This is a genomic window from Roseateles sp. P2_H4 (assembly GCF_056403315.1).
The window spans coordinates 40,594-56,128 of record NZ_JBFUFR010000041.1; the positions used below are offsets into that span (position 1 = coordinate 40,594).

The window sequence follows — 15,535 nt, forward strand, 5'->3', positions numbered from 1 at the left end:
TTCGCCATGACGGCTGCAGCCTTGGCGTTGCTGCCCGAGGCGCAGGCCAGCGACGAGGCCATGCGCGCGGCCATCCGCACCTGGGCCGGGCGCACGCCCGAGGCCGGCGTCTTGAAGATCGAGATTGCCGAACTGGTGGAAAACGGCAATGCGGTGCCGGTGCGCATCGTGGCTGACGAGGCTGTGGTGGGGCTGGCCCTGTTCACGCCGTTGAATCCCGAGCCCGAGGTCGTGCATGCGGCCTTGGGCGCGGCCATGGCCCGGCCCGAGTTCAGCACGCGCATGCGCCTGGCGCGCAGTCAGCGCATCGTCGCCGTGGCCAAGGCGGCCGACGGGCGTTGCTGGCAGACGGGTGTGGACGTCATCGTGACGCTGGCCGCCTGCGTGGAGCCCTGAGGATGGCCAGCCGCGCCGTCATCACCCTGCCCGCCGCCGTCAAGGCCGGCGAAGCCTTTGAAGTGAGGGCGACCGTGGCCCATGCGATGGAGACGGGCTACCGCACCGGCGACGACGGTGCACGGCTGCTGCGCGATCTGGTGCGGCGCTTCGAGTGCCGTCTGGATGGCGAACTGGTCTTCGCGGCCGATCTCTACGCGGCCATCTCGGCCAATCCCTATCTGGCCTTCTGGATGCGCTCGGACAGGTCCGGCGAGCTGAGCTTCGTCTGGCGCGGCGACAACGGCTTCGAGCACCGTGAGATTCGCCCGCTGACCGTGGCATGAGAGCCTGGCTGCTGCTCTTCATCGCGCTGGCCGCCGGCGCCGACGAGCGCCGCTCCGGCCGCGACACGATGAGCCCGGCACTGCGCACGCTGCAGGCCGACGACGCCCAGCATCCCGCCCAACTTGCGCTGGCCCTGGGCCGTGAGCAGTGGGGTGCCGGCGCCAGGTCCTGCGCGAGCTGCCATGGCGAGCCAGAGAAGCTGCGCGGCGCGGCGACGCGCTACCCGGCCTGGGATCAGGGCCTCGTCGACCTGACCGGTCGCATCCAGCGCTGCCGCGTTCGCCATCAGCAGCAGCCTGCCTGGGCGCCCGAAGCCGAGCCGCTGCTTGCGCTGAGTGCCCTGGTCGCCCAGCGGTCGCGCGGCCTGCCGCTCAGCCCCCCGCGCGGCCCTGAACTGGACCAGGCGGCCAGCCGGGGCCAGCGCCTTTACACGACGCGCATCGGCGCCCTCAACCTGTCCTGCGCCCAGTGCCACGACGAGCGCGCGGGACTGCGCCTGGGCGGCAGCCTCATCCCCCAGGCCCATGTTGACGACTACCCGGTCTTCCGCCTGGAATGGCAATCCCTGGGCAGCCTGCAGCGCCGCCTGCGCGGTTGCCTGAGCGGCGTGCGCGCGACCGTGTGGGACTGGGACAGCGCTGAACTGCTGGCGCTGGAGGTGTATCTGGCGCGGCGTTCGGCCGGCATGGCAATCCAGCCTCCCGGAGTGCGCCCCTAACAAACAGGGTGACTGTTACACCCCCTCCTTCCTAGGATCGGGCCATGGCAGTCACGACAACAAGGCGCGAACCGACACTGGAGCGCCTGCGGCTGCCGGTGGGCGAAGCGCTGGTCTTCGTCGACCTGGCCAGCGGAGACCTCATCACGACGGGCCTGCGCTGCAGCCTGGTGCAGCGCGGCGGCGGCCGGCTGCTCGGTCGTTCAGTCGTCACGCCGTCGGGCCTGCATGTGTGGCCCGACCTGCCCGAGCGCTGGCGCCAGCCGCAGGAGGCCTTCAGCGCCGACGTGCTGGTGCGCGATGAGTTGCAACGCTTCCAGCCCCTGAGCCTGCCCTGGCCGCTGCCAGCCAGGCCGGTGGGCCAGATCCTCAGTGACCGGGTGCTGGGAGGCATGCGCATGATGCGCGTGGGCCTGCTCAGTGCGCCGACGCGCAGGCCGCCACCGGGTGTCTGCAGCGTCTACGGCCTGCTGACCTGGCAGGGCGACGGCGAGCCGGCGGCCTGGGCCCGAGTGTCCCTGGTCGATGCCGAAGGCCGTGTGCACGAAGGTGCGAGCGATGGCGAGGGACGGCTGGCCTTGCATCTACCGCCGCCGCGCGCGGGCAGCATCGGGGCCGCGGCACTGCAGGTCTTCGCCGATCCAGGCTTCGGCGCGGCTTCCATGGGCTTGGGTGCGCCCGATGTGCTGGCCTTCGCCGACCAGCCGGCGGTGGTCGCCCTGGCCGACGTCGAGGGGCGGGCGGCTTTTGTGCCCGGCGCCGTGGCGGCGCATGAGCCCCTCATCCTCGCCAGCCATGGCCTGCCACCGGCGCATCGCGAGCTGCGCCTGGTGCCGGCCTGACGTCAGCGTTGCTCGAGTTGGCGCTTGCCGAACAGCACCTCGCGCGCCTTGTCGTCCGTCAGCGGCTTGCGCGCGCCGGCCAGTACCTCCACACCGCGCTGCACGGCGGGGCGCTTGGCGATCTCGTCGAACCAGCCCTTCAGGTGCGGGTAGTCGCTCATTTCCACGCCCTGGTTTTTCCAGGAGCGCAGCCAGGGGAAGACGGCGATATCGGCAATGCTGTAGTCAGGCCCCCCGAGATAGGTGGAGTGGGCCAGGCGCTTGTTGATGACGCTGTAGAGCCGCCGGGCCTCGTTGGTGTAGCGGTCGATGGCATAGGGCAGCTTCTCGGGCGCGTAGATGCGGAAGTGATGCGCCTGGCCCAGCATGGGGCCGACGCCCCCCATCTGGAACATCAGCCACTGCAGCACCTCGTATTTGCCATGCACGTCGGTGGGCAGCAGCTTGGCCGTTTTGCCGGCCAGGTAGAGCAGGATGGCGCCACTCTCGAACAGCGAGATGGGCTTGCCCTCGGGGCCATCCGTATCGGTGAGGGCGGGGATCTTGTTGTTGGGGCTGATGGCGAGGAAATTCGGTGCGAACTGCTCGCCGGCGCCGATGTCCACGGGATGCACCCGGTAGGCGAGGCGACACTCCTCCAGCATGATGTGCACCTTGTGGCCGTTGGGCGTGGGCCATGAATACACTTCGATCATTCGTCGCCTCCATGCGGTGTGCCTAGCAAGCAGGCCCCATTCTCAGACTTCCTCACGACTCATGGTGGTAAAGCAAGTCAAGCACTGGCTCGTGACGCGCGCCAACGCAGCGCGCTGGCGCCCGATCGAGGAGTGGGCGGAGTCACGCAATTCCGAGTTCAGCCAGACGCGCGACGGCCTGGGCTTTCTCATCGAGGCGCCCAAGGCCCTGCCTGGCCCGCTGCGCATCGAGTGGGGGGTGTCGCAGCGCAGCTACCTGCCCGGCTTCGAGTTGCGCATGCGCTGCGAGATGGGCCTGCACCACGACCTGCAGATGATGGTGCTGTGCCGCGCGCTGATGGAGAACCTGGAGCGCGCCGTCTTCGAGGCCTATACCGACACGCTCAAGACCCGCGTCGACACCGACACGCCGGAGGAGATGCGCTGGCTGGTCATGTTCCCCAAGTTCAACAACGCGGCGTCGCAGATCGTGCGCCAGCGCTTCGGCATCGTCGGCGTGACCAAGGAGCTGACGAGCGCGTGGATCGATGGCGAGCTCAGCGAAATGCTGGTGCAGGCCAGCCAGGACCTGCTGCCCGAAGGCCATCCCTTCGTGCTGATGAGCATGCGCGGCAATCTGTATCTGCGCACCGAGATGAGCGAGGCCGACCTGCCCAAGGTGCAGGCCCTGGTGCGCCTGCTCGAGACCGCGGCGCGCGAGGCGCAACGCGTCAGCGGCCGGCTGTCCGAGGGCGGGGCCTGGCCGACGACGACGTCGATCGCCTGGACGCCGTCAACGCGCCCCGGTGATGTGAGCTGAAGCCCCTCGTCCAGTCTTGCCGCGCTGGACGCCGACCGGCAAGCACATCGCCCTGCGCGGGCCGGCTAGGGGCGGCCCGTCGCTCGGCCCGCAACTGGTACGGTGCTCACGCCTTCTGCGCGAAGCTCCAAGCCAACTCAGCGAGGGGGCGGGCGTTCTTGGCGGTTTCCCTGGCCTGATCGCTGGACGCCGTGCCGTCCACCACGCGTTTGGCGATGCCTTGCACGATGGCCGCGATGCGGAACAGGTTGTAGGCCATGTAGAAGTTCCAGTCGGCCATGACGGCGCCGACGTCGGCGCGGCCGGTGCGCTCGCAGTAGCGCTGCACATACTCGCGCTCGCTGGGAATGCCCAGCGCGGCCAGGTCCTGGCCGCCCAGGCCGCGCGCGGCGCCCGAGGTCTGGATGTGCCAGCTCATGCAGTGGTAGCTGAAGTCGGCCAGCGGATGGCCGAGCGTGGACAGCTCCCAGTCCAGCACGGCGATGACGCGCGCCTCGGTGGGATGGAAGACGACGTTGTCCATGCGGTAGTCGCCGTGGACGATGCCGACCTCGTTCTCGTCGCGTGCCGAGGCCGGGATGTGGGCCGGCAACCAGGCCAGCAGTGCATCCATCGCCGGGTTGGGCTCGGTGACCGAGGCCAGGTATTGCTTGCTCCAGCGGCCGATCTGGCGCTCGAAGTAATTGCCCGGCTTGCCGTAGGCCTCCAGGCCCACGGCCTTGAAATCGACCTGGTGCAGGGCCGCGATGACGCGGTTCATCTCGTCGTAGTGGGCGGCGCGATCGGCATTGCTCATGCCGGGCAGGCTCTGGTCCCACAGCACGCGGCCGGGCATGAAGGACATCACATAGAAGGCGCGGCCGATGACGGCCTCGTCCTCGCACAGCGCATACATGGCCGGCACGGGCACGTCGGTACCGGCCAGCGCCCCCATGACCTGGAACTCACGCTCGATGGCATGGGCCGACGGCAGCAGCTTGGCCACCGGCGCGGGCTTGCTGCGCATCACGTACTGCGCGCCCGGCGTCTTCAGCAGATAGGTCGGGTTGGACTGCCCGCCCTTGAACTGCTCGAGGGTCAGCGGCCCGGCAAAGCCGTCGACATGGGCGGCCAGCCAGGCTTCAAGAGCCGCAGTGTCCAGCGATTGGGCGAGGGGGCGGGTGCCGGTGAATGCTTCCATGGAGGTCGTTTCGCAGGGGTCGAACTTTCCATTCTGAAAGGCAAGGGCCGGCGGGCGTGTCCCTATCGCGACGCTGCAGCCAGCAGCTTCTCTCGGCTCAGCACGACGAGGCGCGTGGGCTCAACCCGCACGGCGCCTTCACGCTCGAAGGCTTTCAATTCCTGGTTGACGCGCTGGCGCGAGGCGCCGAGCAGCTGGGCCAGGTCTTCCTGGGCGAGCTGCAGGCCGATGCGCGTCTCGTCGCCCTCCTGCACGCCGTAGGAGCGCGCCAGCAGCAGCACCTGCTTGGCCAGGCGGGCGGCCAGGGGCCGGGTGTTGAGGTCCTCGATCATGTCGAACATCAGCCGCAGGCGGCGGCAGTTCAGCCTCAGCAGCGCGTCGTAGAGCTCGGAATGAGCCAGCAGCAGGGCGCGGAAGTCCGACTTGCGCACGCACAGCAGCGTCGTCTCGCCATGGGCATAGGCGTCGTGGGTGCGGGGCAGGCCGTCGAAGAGGGCGATGTCGCCGAACCAAGTGCCGGGCTCGACATAGGTCAGCGAGATCTGCTTGCCGGCCAGCGACACCGAGCTGACGCGCACCGCGCCCTTGGCCACGGCCGACCACTCCTCGGCAGGCTCGCCGCGGTGGGACAACATGGTCTCGTCGGCCAGGCGGCGCACGAAGGCGCGCTGCAGGATGTCGTTGCGCAGCGGTTCGGACAGCTTGGAGAACCAGGGGCCCTGGTCGATCTGCTGGCGTTCGGCGGGAGTGAGGCTGAGTGCGTTCATGGTCTGGGAGGCATTGTGCCGCCCGCGCATCCCCTGGGATTGGGGCCATTGGCGGGTGCCCCCCATGCTAGAGTGATCCGCGCTGTCTCCACCCCCTCATTCAACCGATAGCTAGCCGCCTGCAGTCGATGCCCCTTACGGCCCCGCGCCTGACCTTGGCTGGCGCCCTCACACCCGCTTTGGCACTGCTGCTCGGCCTGGCGCAAGACGCTCAGGGCCTGGGTCTGGGGCGACCGCAAATCCACTCCGCCCTGGGCAAACCGCTGGATGCCAGCATTCCGGTGACGCTGGCCGATGGTGAACAGCTGACCGATTCCTGCGTGCGCGCCGAGGTCTCGGCCGGCGATGCGCGAGTGCCGGCCGGGCTGTTGCAGATGCGCGTCGAGGGTGAACCCGGTCAGCAGCGCATCCGTCTGCAAAGCCTGGCCCGCATCGATGAGCCGGCGCTGCGCATCACGCTGGCCCTGGGCTGCCCGCTGCGGCTGACGCGCGAATTCAACGCCTTCATCGATCCGGCGGCGGGTGCTGGCAACGCGCCGGCGCCGCTGCCGATGGCGCCGCCCGCCGCGGCCCCCGCCCCTCAGGTAGTGGCCGAGGCAGCGCCTGCGCCGGCCCCGGTGATTCGGCACAAGCCCCGCGCCAAGCCGCGCGCCAGCGGCCCGCGCCTGATGCTGGAGCGGCCCGAGGTGCTGGTGGCCGAAGCACCGCGGCCGGTCCAGCCCGCCGCCAGCGCGCCCGAGATGGAGCTGACGCCCGAACTGGAGGCCCAGATCGCCCAGTTGGAACAGACGGTGGCCCAGTTGCGCGCCGACCTGGAGGCGCGGCTGCAGGCCGAAGCCGCGGCATCGGCCGCGGCCGCCATCCCTGCGGCTTCCGCGCCGGTCGTGGCGCCGCCACCGGCGGTCGTGCACAGCGCGCACGCGTCGCCCTATCGCGACCCCATGACCTGGGTGCTCACGCTGGGGCTGGGCCTGCTGGCGGGTTCGGCGGCCTTCTATGGCAGCCGCTGGCGCGACCAGCGCGCGCGCCGTGAGCTGGCCTACTGGCGCGCCTTGCACGCCGCGGAAGGTGCCGGCCTGCCACCGGCGGCGCCGCCGCCGGTTTCGCCGGGCATGGCGCCACCCTCCGCCGGCCGTGCTGCGGCCTTGCCTGACGAAGGCCAGCACCAGGCCACGCGGCCGCAGCCCCGGCCCATGGCCTGGCCGCCGGCGCCGATCGCATCACCGCCACCGCCGCCTGCGCCGGTCGCGCCGCCCGCGCCCGATCTGCAGGCGACCCAACGTCTGCAGATGACCCAGCGCCTGCAGGCGGCCGCGGCCCCGACGCTGTCCAACGAGCTGACCGTCGCGGACGAGCTGCTGGACCTGCAGCAGCAGGTCGATTTCCTGCAACTGCTCGGCCAGCACGAGGCGGCCGCCGACCTGCTGGCCACGCGGCTGGCGCGCGGCAATGCCGGGGCCATGCCCTATCTGATGCTGATGGAGCTGTGCCAGCAGCGTGGCGAGCCCGAGGTGTTCGCCGAGCTCGTCAAGCAGTTCGAGCCGCGTTTCCGCGTGCAGGCTCCGCAATGGACGCAAAGCCTGGCGCGCGGCCGCAGCCTGGACACCAGCCCCAGCGTCATCGCGCATCTGCAAGTGGTCTGGACCGATCCGGGTACCGCCATGCAGATGTTGCAGGACCTGCTCGCCCGCGGTGGCGGCCCGGGTGTGTCGAGCTTCGAGCTGCCGGCCTACCGCGACCTGCTGACGCTCTACAGCGTGGCCCGCGATCTCTTCGAGGCCGGCCTGCGCGGCGAGGAGGTCGACCTGATGCTGCCGATCGACTCCCGCTTCGGCGACACCCGGTCCTAGAGATCGAAGTCGTCGGCTTCGCCGCTCATGGCCTTTTCGATGAGCTTGCGGCTCAGCCGGTCCGACAGCAGCTCGGCGAAGGCATAGACGTAGTTGCGCAGATAGGCGCCGCGCTTGAACGCGATGCGCGTGACGTTGCTGCCGAGCAGGGCACCCAGCGGGCGCGCCACCAGGTCGCTGGTGGGCGGCTCTTCACGCATGGCCATTTCGGCCACGATGCCCACGCCCATGCCCAGGCGCACATAGGTCTTGATGACGTCAGAGTCGATGGCTTCGAGCACGACATTGGGCGTCAGGTGGCGCGCAGCGAAGGCCTTGTCGATGCGGGTGCGGCCCGTGAAGCTGGGGTGGTAGGACACCAGCGGCTCGCTGGCGAGCTGCTCCAGGCTGACACGCTCGGCGCTGGCCAGTGGATGCTCGCGCGGCACGACCATGACGTGCTGCCATTCGTAGCAGGGCAGCGTGACGAGGTCGGGGTACTGGGCCAGGGACTCGGTGGCGAGGCCGAGGTCGGCGGTCTCGTCGAGCAGCATCTTGGCGACCTGGTCCGGGCTGCCCTGGTGCAGGCTGATGCGCAGCTGCGGCAGGTTCTTGCGCAGCTGGGCCACCGGCGCGGGCAGCACATAGCGGGCCTGGGTGTGGGTGGTCGCGATGGAGAAGGTGCCGCTGTCCTGGCGCGAATATTCCTCGCCGATGCGCTTCAGGTTGCCGACCTCGCGCAGGATGATCTCGACGCAGGCCAGCACCTGCTGGCCCGGCTCCGTGATGCTGCGCAGCCGCTTGCCGTGGCGCGAGAAGATGTCGACGCCCAATTCCTCCTCAAGCTCGAGGATGGCCTTGGACACGCCGGGCTGGGAGGTGAACAGCGCCTTGGCCGTCTCGGTGAGGTTGAGGTTGCGGCGGGCAGCTTCCTGGACGAAGCGGAATTGGTGGAGGTTCATTCGAGGACGCCCAGGCAGGCCAGGCTGATGGCGTTGAGCACGGCTTCCTGTTCACCGAGGGGTGCGTGCAGCAGCCATTCCACGGCATGGCGCTCACGCAGACGGTCCAGCAGCGGGGGTATGTCGCGGCGCACATGGCCGCCGGTGCCAAGGAAAAGGGGCAGCACGTGCACGCGCGTGCAACCCGCACTGACCAGTTGTTCGGCGGCCTCTTCGATGCCCGGCGACATGAACTCGAGATAGGCCATCGCCAGCGGCGTGCCGGGCCGTGCCGCGCGCAATCGCTCGGCAATGGTCTCGAAAGGTCTTGCCCAAGCCGGATCGCGGGCGCCGTGGGCGAAAAGCAGCAGCCCTTCGCTCATCGATATCTCACCAGCCACGTGAAGGCCGCCATCGACAGGCCCAGGTAGAGCAGGCTCGGTGTCGCCGCGACGACCCAGGGCGTCCAGTTCTTCAAGAGGCCCAGATGGCCGGCCACGTTGTTCAGCAGCACGAAGCTGATGCCCAGCATGATGCCGCCGAAGACCTTGATGCTGATGCCGCCTGAGCGCCCGTGCAGATAGGCGAAGGGCAGGGCCAGGGCCACCATGACAAAGCAGGCGAAGGGATAGAAGGCCTTGCGCCAGAACTGGATGTTGTGGGCCTGGGCCGACTGCTCCTGCGCCGACAGATGCTCGGTGTAGCGGTAGAGCTCCAGTGTCGACATCGACATGGCCGGCAGCACGGCCGCGGCGATGACGCCGGCATGCAGGGAGCTCTGCCAGTCGAGCTTGTCGAGCTGCTGCTCGCTGACGACGACGTCGCCGACGCTGCCACTGGCCGTGGCCGTGCCGGGGTTCCAGACCGTGCGCCTGACCTTTTGCAGATGCCACAGGCCCTGCGCGTCGACGTCGACGTTCTCGGCCTCGGTGCGCGACATCAGCCGGCCTTCGGCGTCGAACTCGAAGATGCGCACGTCCTCCAGTTCGCCGCCGCCGCCGACCCGGCCGACCTTGACTGAATAGCTGCGCTCCTGGCCGTCGATCTTCTGGTGGTCCTTCAGCCAGGCACCGCGCTTGGCGGGGCTGCTGTCGCGGACGAAGCGGGCGCGCATCTCATCGCCTTCCCGCTCGAAACGCGGGGCCACGTAGTCGCCGATGAAGAAGGTCAGCGCGGCGAAGGCGGCGGCCAGGCCGGCCAGCAGCGCCAGCGCCCGTGCGGGGCCCAGGCCACCGGTGCGCAGGATGGTGAATTCGCTGCTCTGCGCCAGCCGGGCCAGCGCGACGATGGCGCCGATCAGCACGGCGATGGGAAAGAGCTCGTAGAAATGCCCCGGCAACTCCATCACGGCGAGCAGGGCGGCCTTGCCCGCGCCGGCGCCGACGCGCGTCATGCGCTCGATCTCGTCGACGAAGTCGATGAAGAAAAACAGTGACAGGAAGGCCAGCGCGACCAGCAGCACCGAGCCGGCGATGTCCTTGTAGAGCAGGGCGCGGACGGTTCTCATGCCACCGCCTCCTTGCTGCCGCGCCGGCGCAGGCTGAAGCGGTTGGCGTTGTCGCGCAGCCAGATGACGGTCAGGGCCAGGAAGAGGGCGCTGCCGTGGACGACGACCAGCGCACGCGGCAGGGCCATGCGGCCGTTGCCGACCCAGGACTGCGACAGGTTGATGAGATTGAAGTAGATGATGAAGGCCAGCAGCGCGAAGAGCAGATTCCAGTTGCTGGCGCGGCGCGGGTTGGACGCCGACAGGCCGACGCCGAGCAGCGCCATGTTCAGGCCGCCCAGGATCATGCCGAAGCGCCAGGCCAGTTCGCCCTGGTTCTTCGGCGTGGGCAGGCGCAGCAGGTCCAGCGTCGCCATGGCCTTGGGCGGCAGCTGGTTGGCATTGGCCAGCACCTGGGTGTCGGTCATCACCTTGTACTGCTCGAAGCGCGCCAGGCTCTTCTCGCCGGTCTTGAGCTGGCTCTCGTTGCGCTGGCCATGGTCCAGCACGAGGAAGCGGTCATCGCCTTCCATCTCGAGATGGCCACGGGCCGAGGTCGTCACCGACTCGCGTTCATGCTGGTTGGCCAGGATGAAGACATTGCGGCCGGTCGCGGCGTTGTCGCCGTCGCGCTCGATGAAAAAGACCCGGCTGCCGTCGCGCGAGGTCTGGAACTGGCCCGGCGCGACGCGCGAGAGGTCGCCGCGCTTCTGGTAGCGGTCGCGCAGCTCGGCGCTGTTCTGGTTGCCCCAGGGCCAGACCAGCAGCTCCAGCACGATGACGCCGAGCAGCACCGGCCAGGCCATGCGCAGCACCGGCCGCACGAAGCGCGACAGCGGCACGCCGCTGGCGAACCAGATCGTCATCTCGGACTCGCGGTAGAACCGGCTGAGCGTGAGGACGACGGCGATGAACAGCGACAGGATGAGCATGGTCGCGAGGTGGGCGATGGTGGCGTAGCCCATCAGCAGCACCACGTCCTGGGGCGCCACATTGCCCCCGGCGGCCTGGCCCAGCGTACGGATCAGCGTCGACGTCAACATGATGGTCAGGATGACCACAAGGGTGACGCCGAAGCTCTTGGCCAACTCCGATCGCGTGGATGAATCGAATAACATCAAACGCACTTCTATCTACTTTCGGTCATTATGGACTTCAAGATTCAAACCGCTGAGCTGGATGGGCTCGCGGGTGCAGGTGCCGACGCCCTGATCGTCGTGCTCGGCGGCGAGGCGCTGCCCAAGGGTCTGGATGCTGTCGTCGCCAAGCATGCCCAGGCCGCGATCAAGCTGGGCGACTTCGCGTTGAAGGGCGGTCAGGCGCTCACGCTGACGCAGGTCGAAGGCGTCAAGGCGCCCCGCCTCGTGCTTGTCGCCAGTGGCAAGACGACGCTGGCCGCCGCGCGCGCCGCCCTGGCGGCGGGCCTGGCCCAGATCAAGTCGCGCGGCGTGGTCAGCGCGGCCGTGGCGTTCGCGGGCTTCGATGCGGGCCTGGCCGAGTCGCTGGCCGAGCAGGCCGCGGTGGCCGGCACCGATGCGGTTTATGTCTATCGCCACACCAAACCCAGCGCGCCGGCCGCATCCAAGCTGGCCAAGCTGGCCCTGTTGGTGGGCAAGGCCGATGTGAAGGCCGCCAAGCTGGGCCTGGCGCGCGGCGAGGCCATCGCTGCCGGCATCGAGCTGGCACGCGAATGCGCCAACCGTCCGGCCAACTATGCGACGCCGACCTATCTGGGTGAGGTGGTGCAGGGCCTGGGCAAGGCCCATGGCCTGAAGGTCGAGGTGCTGGACAAGAAGGCCGTCGAAAAGCTCGGCATGGGCAGCTTCCTGTCCGTGGCCCAGGGCTCGGACGAGCCGCTGCGCTTCATCGTGGCCCGTTACGAAGGCGCGGCCAAGACGGTCGCGCCGGTCGTGCTGGTGGGCAAGGGCATCACCTTCGACACCGGCGGCATCTCGCTGAAGCCCGGTGCCGAGATGGACGAGATGAAGTTCGACATGGGCGGCGCGGCCAGCGTCATCGGCACGCTGCGTGCGGTGGCCGAACTCAAGCCCAAGCTCAACCTTGTCATGATCGTGGCTGCCTGCGAGAACATGCCCAGCGGCCGTGCCGTCAAGCCGGGCGACGTCGTCACGTCGATGTCGGGCCAGACCATCGAGATCCTGAACACCGACGCCGAAGGCCGCCTCATCCTCTGCGATGCGCTGACCTATGCGGAGCGCTTCAAGCCGGCCGTCGTCGTCGACGTGGCCACGCTGACCGGCGCCTGCGTCATCGCGCTGGGTGGCGTGCGCAGCGGCATGTACGCGAGCGACGACGAACTCGCCGCCTCGCTGACCGCGGCGGGCGACGCGGCCCTGGACCCCTGCTGGCGCATGCCGCTGGACGACGAGTACGCGGAAGGCCTGAAGAGCAACTTTGCCGACGTGCCCAACATCGCCGGCCGCGCGGGCGGCTCGATCACGGCGGCCAAGTTCCTGCAGCGCTTTGCCGGCAAATACCGCTGGGGCCATCTCGACATCGCCGGCACCGCCTGGAAGGGCGGCGCTGCGAAGGGCTCGACCGGCCGGCCCGTGGGCCTGCTGACGCACTTCGTGCTGAGCCACGCGAAATAAGTGGTCGTTCAGGTCAGCTTCTACAGCGACGCGGCGGAACCGCTGCATTACGCCTGCCGGCTGATCCGTCGCGCCCTCGCGTCGGGCAAGCCGGTGGGGGTCTGTGTGTCGGCCGCCCACGCCACTCGTCTAGACGAGTTGCTGTGGAGCTTCGACGCGGCCGAGTTCATCCCGCATCGGCGTTGGGACGGCGCCACGCCGCCGGCGCCGGGCGAGGTGCTCCTGGTTGATGACGCGGCGCGCCTGCCGCATCGCGGGCTGCTGCTGAACCTGTGCGACGACATGCCCTCGGACGCGCTTGCATTTGAACGCGTGTTGGAGGTCATCGGACAGGCGCCGGAGCGCGTTCAGGCTGGGCGTGCGCGCTACCGCGTCTATCAGCAGGCCGGTGCCAAGCTGGACCACTTTTCAGCGGCAGGTTGACAACGCTGCGTCCACGCTTTCCCGAATGAGAGCCCCCCGGATTTGGGGTATGTTCAATTGGTTGAAAAATCAACAGTTCTCTGTTTGTTCCTCTCTCTTTCAAACTGGAGTTGATCCATGCAAGTTAAATTGAATGTGGTGGTGGGTGCCGTTGCAGCGCTGCTCAGCGGTGCCGCGATGTCTCAGGACCTGGTCGTCAAGATCGGCCACGTCGGCCCGACCAGCGGCGCCATCGCCCACCTGGGCAAGGACAACGAACTGGGCGCCCGTCTGGCCATCGAGGAACTGAACGCCAAGGGCGTCATGATCGGCGGCAAGAAGGCCAAGTTCGAACTGCTGGCTGAAGACGACGCCGGCGATCCGAAGCAGGGCACCGCCGCCGCCCAAAAGCTGGTGGACTCCAAGGTCAACGGCGTCGTGGGTCACTTGAACTCGGGTACCTCCATCCCGGCCTCCAAGGTCTACAGCGACGCCGGCATTCCGCAGATCTCGCCGTCGGCCACCAACCCCAAGTTCACCCGCAATGGCTACAAGACGACCTTCCGCGTCGTGGCCGATGACGTGCACCTGGGTGGCACGCTGGGCCGCTATGCCGCCAAGGACCTGAAGGGCAAGTCCATCGCCGTCATCGATGACCGCACGGCCTATGGCCAGGGCGTTGCCGACGAGTTCGAAAAGGGCGTCAAGGGCGCGGGCGGCAAGGTTGTCGGTCGCGAATTCACCAACGACAAGGCCACGGACTTCACCGCCATCCTGACCTCCTTGAAGGGCAAGAAGCCCGACGTCGTCTTCTTCGGCGGCATGGACGCCGTGGCCGGCCCGATGCTGCGCCAGATGAAGCAACTGGGCATTGAAGCCAAGTTCATGGGCGGCGACGGCATCTGCTCGGGCGAACTGCCCAAGCTGGCCGCCGGCACCATGGGTGACGGCCAGGTCGTCTGTGCCGAAGCCGGTGGCGTCGAAGGCGAAGCCAAGAAGTCGATGGACGACTTCAAGGCCAAGTTCAAGGCCAAGTTCAACGTCGACGTGCAGATCTATGCACCTTATGTGTACGACGCCGTCAATGTGATGGCTGCCGCCATGGTCAAGGCCGGTTCCGCCGAGCCGGCCAAGTACCTGCCCGTGCTGGCCAAGACGGCCGGCTACAAGGGTGTGACCGGCACCATCGCCTTTGACGAGAAGGGTGACATCAAGAATGGCGCCCTGACGCTGTTCACCTACAAGGGTGGTGCCCGCGAGCAGATCGCCGTCGTGCGCTGATCCGCTCAGCCTCCTGAACGCCCGCCTCGGCGGGCGTTTTTCATGATGAACCCGCCTCGGCCGGCGTTTTTCATGACGAGCCCGCCTTGGCGGGCTCGTTGCTTTCGGGGTCGCGAAATCGGAACAGGCAAATCAAGGACGACAAAGGGATGCCTGCTGCGACAGCTTGCGGCGCCCATCGTGAATACTGCCCAAGAAATAAAGGCGGCAATATTCATTTCGCATGAAAACCTTTTCGGCCAAGCGCCGGACGCACATAAACCGGGTTTCGTCCGATTTCAATGTGGCGCGTGTGCTTTCCGCACGTTTTGCGGAGGGTGCGCGGCGTCTGTCATGGTGCTGTCGCCCGCTTTCGGGTCTACTGCCGCCCGTTGTCAAAGCGACCGAAGCCGCGGGCTTGAGGGACCGCGGCACGACACGGATTCAAGGGTCAGGCCCCCTCTAAACGGGGGGCTTTCAAGCCTGGGGGGCGGAGGCATGATGCCGGCGCGATCAAGGGTTGGTCGGACACGTCCGTTGCTGCGGCAAGTCGGGGCGTCCACAAGCCAGCCGGGCGGTCTCCGAGGCGGTCCGCGACTGTCGGGCTGCCGCAAGGTGGTGATGCGACAGGCGGCCTCCGTGCGAGGGTGAATGGAATATCGAAACTGATTCGAATTTCGTTAATCGGATTGCAAATGCGGAAAACGCCAGGCAGTAGTGATCGGGGATGCAAATGATTCGAATATTCAACCATTACCTGCACAAGCAGACCTTGCTACAGGTCTTCTTTGACCTCGGCCTGATTGTCTTTGCCGTCATTGCCGTCGTCCTCAGCCAGGGCGAGTCCGCACAGACGGTGCTGCCCTTCGCCGCCTCTCATGGCCTGTCGCTGGCAGGCTGCATGTTCGTGATCAATTCGGCGACGGGTTTCTACCAGCACGTCCACAACCGTTCCATCACCGAGTCCTGCGCGCGTGCGCTGTTCGGCCTGCTGTTCGGTCTGCCCCTGGCCTATGCCATCTTCAGCCTGGTGCCTTCGAACACCAGCCATCGTGACCTGCTGACCCTGGTGGCCATGGTGGCCGTCGCCGCGGTGATGGTGCATCGCGTCTATGCCGCCCACTCGGGCACCCAGGCGCGCCTGCGCAGCCGCATCCTGATCTTCGGTACCGGCGTCGCCGCCCGTACCGTGGGCAACACGCTGCGAGCCTCCGACCCGCATGCCCAGATCGTCGGTTTCTACGCCGGTCCGAATGAAGAGCACCCCGAGGTGCCGAGCGC

General features: G+C 68.0%; 16 protein-coding genes and 1 pseudogene. 10 read left to right on the forward strand and 7 right to left on the reverse strand.

Features of this window, described 5'->3' with window-relative positions; translation table 11 throughout:
• The first annotated feature begins 6 nt into the window (after positions 1-6).
• The 4 genes from AC1DW3_RS24820 to AC1DW3_RS24835 are packed head-to-tail and all read left to right on the forward strand — an operon-like array spanning position 7 to position 2,283.
• Positions 7-396 (forward strand): thiosulfate oxidation carrier protein SoxY, encoded by a 390-nt coding sequence (locus AC1DW3_RS24820; RefSeq protein ID WP_477935927.1) that lies wholly within the window; start codon positions 7-9, stop codon positions 394-396.
• A gap of 2 nt (positions 397-398) precedes the next feature.
• A complete protein-coding gene (locus AC1DW3_RS24825; protein ID WP_477935929.1) occupies positions 399-722 on the forward strand; it encodes a thiosulfate oxidation carrier complex protein SoxZ in 324 nt (107 codons plus the stop codon).
• On the forward strand, positions 719-1,441 hold the full coding sequence (gene soxA / locus AC1DW3_RS24830) for a sulfur oxidation c-type cytochrome SoxA (protein WP_477935931.1): 723 nt from the start codon (positions 719-721) through the stop codon (positions 1,439-1,441). Before AC1DW3_RS24825 ends, soxA begins: the two co-directional genes overlap by 4 nt.
• 44 nt (positions 1,442-1,485) lie before the next feature.
• Positions 1,486-2,283, forward strand: coding sequence for a hypothetical protein (locus AC1DW3_RS24835; protein WP_477935933.1), 798 nt, complete (start codon positions 1,486-1,488; stop codon positions 2,281-2,283).
• 2 nt (positions 2,284-2,285) lie between these two features.
• Here AC1DW3_RS24835 and AC1DW3_RS24840 read toward each other — a convergent pair whose 3' ends face one another.
• Positions 2,286-2,978: a glutathione binding-like protein gene (locus AC1DW3_RS24840; protein ID WP_477935934.1), complete on the reverse strand. Its 693-nt coding sequence runs from the start codon at positions 2,976-2,978 to the stop codon at positions 2,286-2,288.
• Positions 2,979-3,069: 91 nt separating this feature from the next.
• Here AC1DW3_RS24840 and AC1DW3_RS24845 point away from each other — a divergent pair, with 91 nt between their 5' ends.
• Positions 3,070-3,777, forward strand: coding sequence for a hypothetical protein (locus AC1DW3_RS24845; protein ID WP_477935936.1), 708 nt, complete (start codon positions 3,070-3,072; stop codon positions 3,775-3,777).
• A 106-nt stretch (positions 3,778-3,883) separates the two neighbouring features.
• Here AC1DW3_RS24845 and AC1DW3_RS24850 read toward each other — a convergent pair whose 3' ends face one another.
• The gene (locus AC1DW3_RS24850; RefSeq protein WP_477935938.1) at positions 3,884-4,957 is read right to left on the reverse strand and encodes a phosphotransferase; all 1,074 of its coding nucleotides are present in this window, start codon (positions 4,955-4,957) and stop codon (positions 3,884-3,886) included.
• Between the two features lie 62 nt (positions 4,958-5,019).
• Complete coding sequence (locus AC1DW3_RS24855) at positions 5,020-5,724, reverse strand: Crp/Fnr family transcriptional regulator (RefSeq protein WP_477935940.1); 705 nt, start codon at positions 5,722-5,724, stop codon at positions 5,020-5,022.
• A 128-nt stretch (positions 5,725-5,852) separates the two neighbouring features.
• Here AC1DW3_RS24855 and AC1DW3_RS24860 point away from each other — a divergent pair, with 128 nt between their 5' ends.
• Positions 5,853-7,574, forward strand: coding sequence for a type IV pilus assembly protein FimV (locus AC1DW3_RS24860; protein ID WP_477935942.1), 1,722 nt, complete (start codon positions 5,853-5,855; stop codon positions 7,572-7,574).
• Here AC1DW3_RS24860 and AC1DW3_RS24865 read toward each other — a convergent pair.
• From AC1DW3_RS24865 to lptF, 4 genes are read right to left on the reverse strand one after another with little or no spacing between them, the layout of a single operon-like run.
• Positions 7,571-8,515, reverse strand: a complete 945-nt coding sequence (locus tag AC1DW3_RS24865; protein WP_477935944.1) for a CysB family HTH-type transcriptional regulator — start codon at positions 8,513-8,515, stop codon at positions 7,571-7,573. The genes AC1DW3_RS24860 and AC1DW3_RS24865 overlap by 4 nt on opposite strands.
• Positions 8,512-8,877, reverse strand: coding sequence for a sirohydrochlorin chelatase (locus tag AC1DW3_RS24870; RefSeq protein WP_477935946.1), 366 nt, complete (start codon positions 8,875-8,877; stop codon positions 8,512-8,514). The genes AC1DW3_RS24865 and AC1DW3_RS24870 overlap by 4 nt, the downstream gene beginning before the upstream one ends.
• On the reverse strand, positions 8,874-10,001 hold the full coding sequence (gene lptG / locus AC1DW3_RS24875; RefSeq protein WP_477935947.1) for an LPS export ABC transporter permease LptG: 1,128 nt from the start codon (positions 9,999-10,001) through the stop codon (positions 8,874-8,876). The genes AC1DW3_RS24870 and lptG overlap by 4 nt, the downstream gene beginning before the upstream one ends.
• Positions 9,998-11,098, reverse strand: a complete 1,101-nt coding sequence (lptF, locus tag AC1DW3_RS24880) for an LPS export ABC transporter permease LptF (protein ID WP_477935949.1) — start codon at positions 11,096-11,098, stop codon at positions 9,998-10,000. The genes lptG and lptF overlap by 4 nt, the downstream gene beginning before the upstream one ends.
• Before the next feature lie 30 nt (positions 11,099-11,128).
• Here lptF and AC1DW3_RS24885 point away from each other — a divergent pair, with 30 nt between their 5' ends.
• The 4 genes and pseudogenes from AC1DW3_RS24885 to AC1DW3_RS24900 all read left to right on the forward strand — a co-directional run.
• Positions 11,129-12,592 (forward strand): leucyl aminopeptidase, encoded by a 1,464-nt coding sequence (locus AC1DW3_RS24885; protein ID WP_477935951.1) that lies wholly within the window; start codon positions 11,129-11,131, stop codon positions 12,590-12,592.
• The gene (locus AC1DW3_RS24890; RefSeq protein ID WP_477935953.1) at positions 12,593-13,015 is read left to right on the forward strand and encodes a DNA polymerase III subunit chi; all 423 of its coding nucleotides are present in this window, start codon (positions 12,593-12,595) and stop codon (positions 13,013-13,015) included.
• Between the two features lie 117 nt (positions 13,016-13,132).
• Complete coding sequence (locus AC1DW3_RS24895) at positions 13,133-14,275, forward strand: branched-chain amino acid ABC transporter substrate-binding protein (protein WP_477935955.1); 1,143 nt, start codon at positions 13,133-13,135, stop codon at positions 14,273-14,275.
• Positions 14,276-14,987: 712 nt separating this feature from the next.
• Positions 14,988-15,535, forward strand: a pseudogene (locus tag AC1DW3_RS24900) (TIGR03013 family XrtA/PEP-CTERM system glycosyltransferase); the annotation flags it as partial.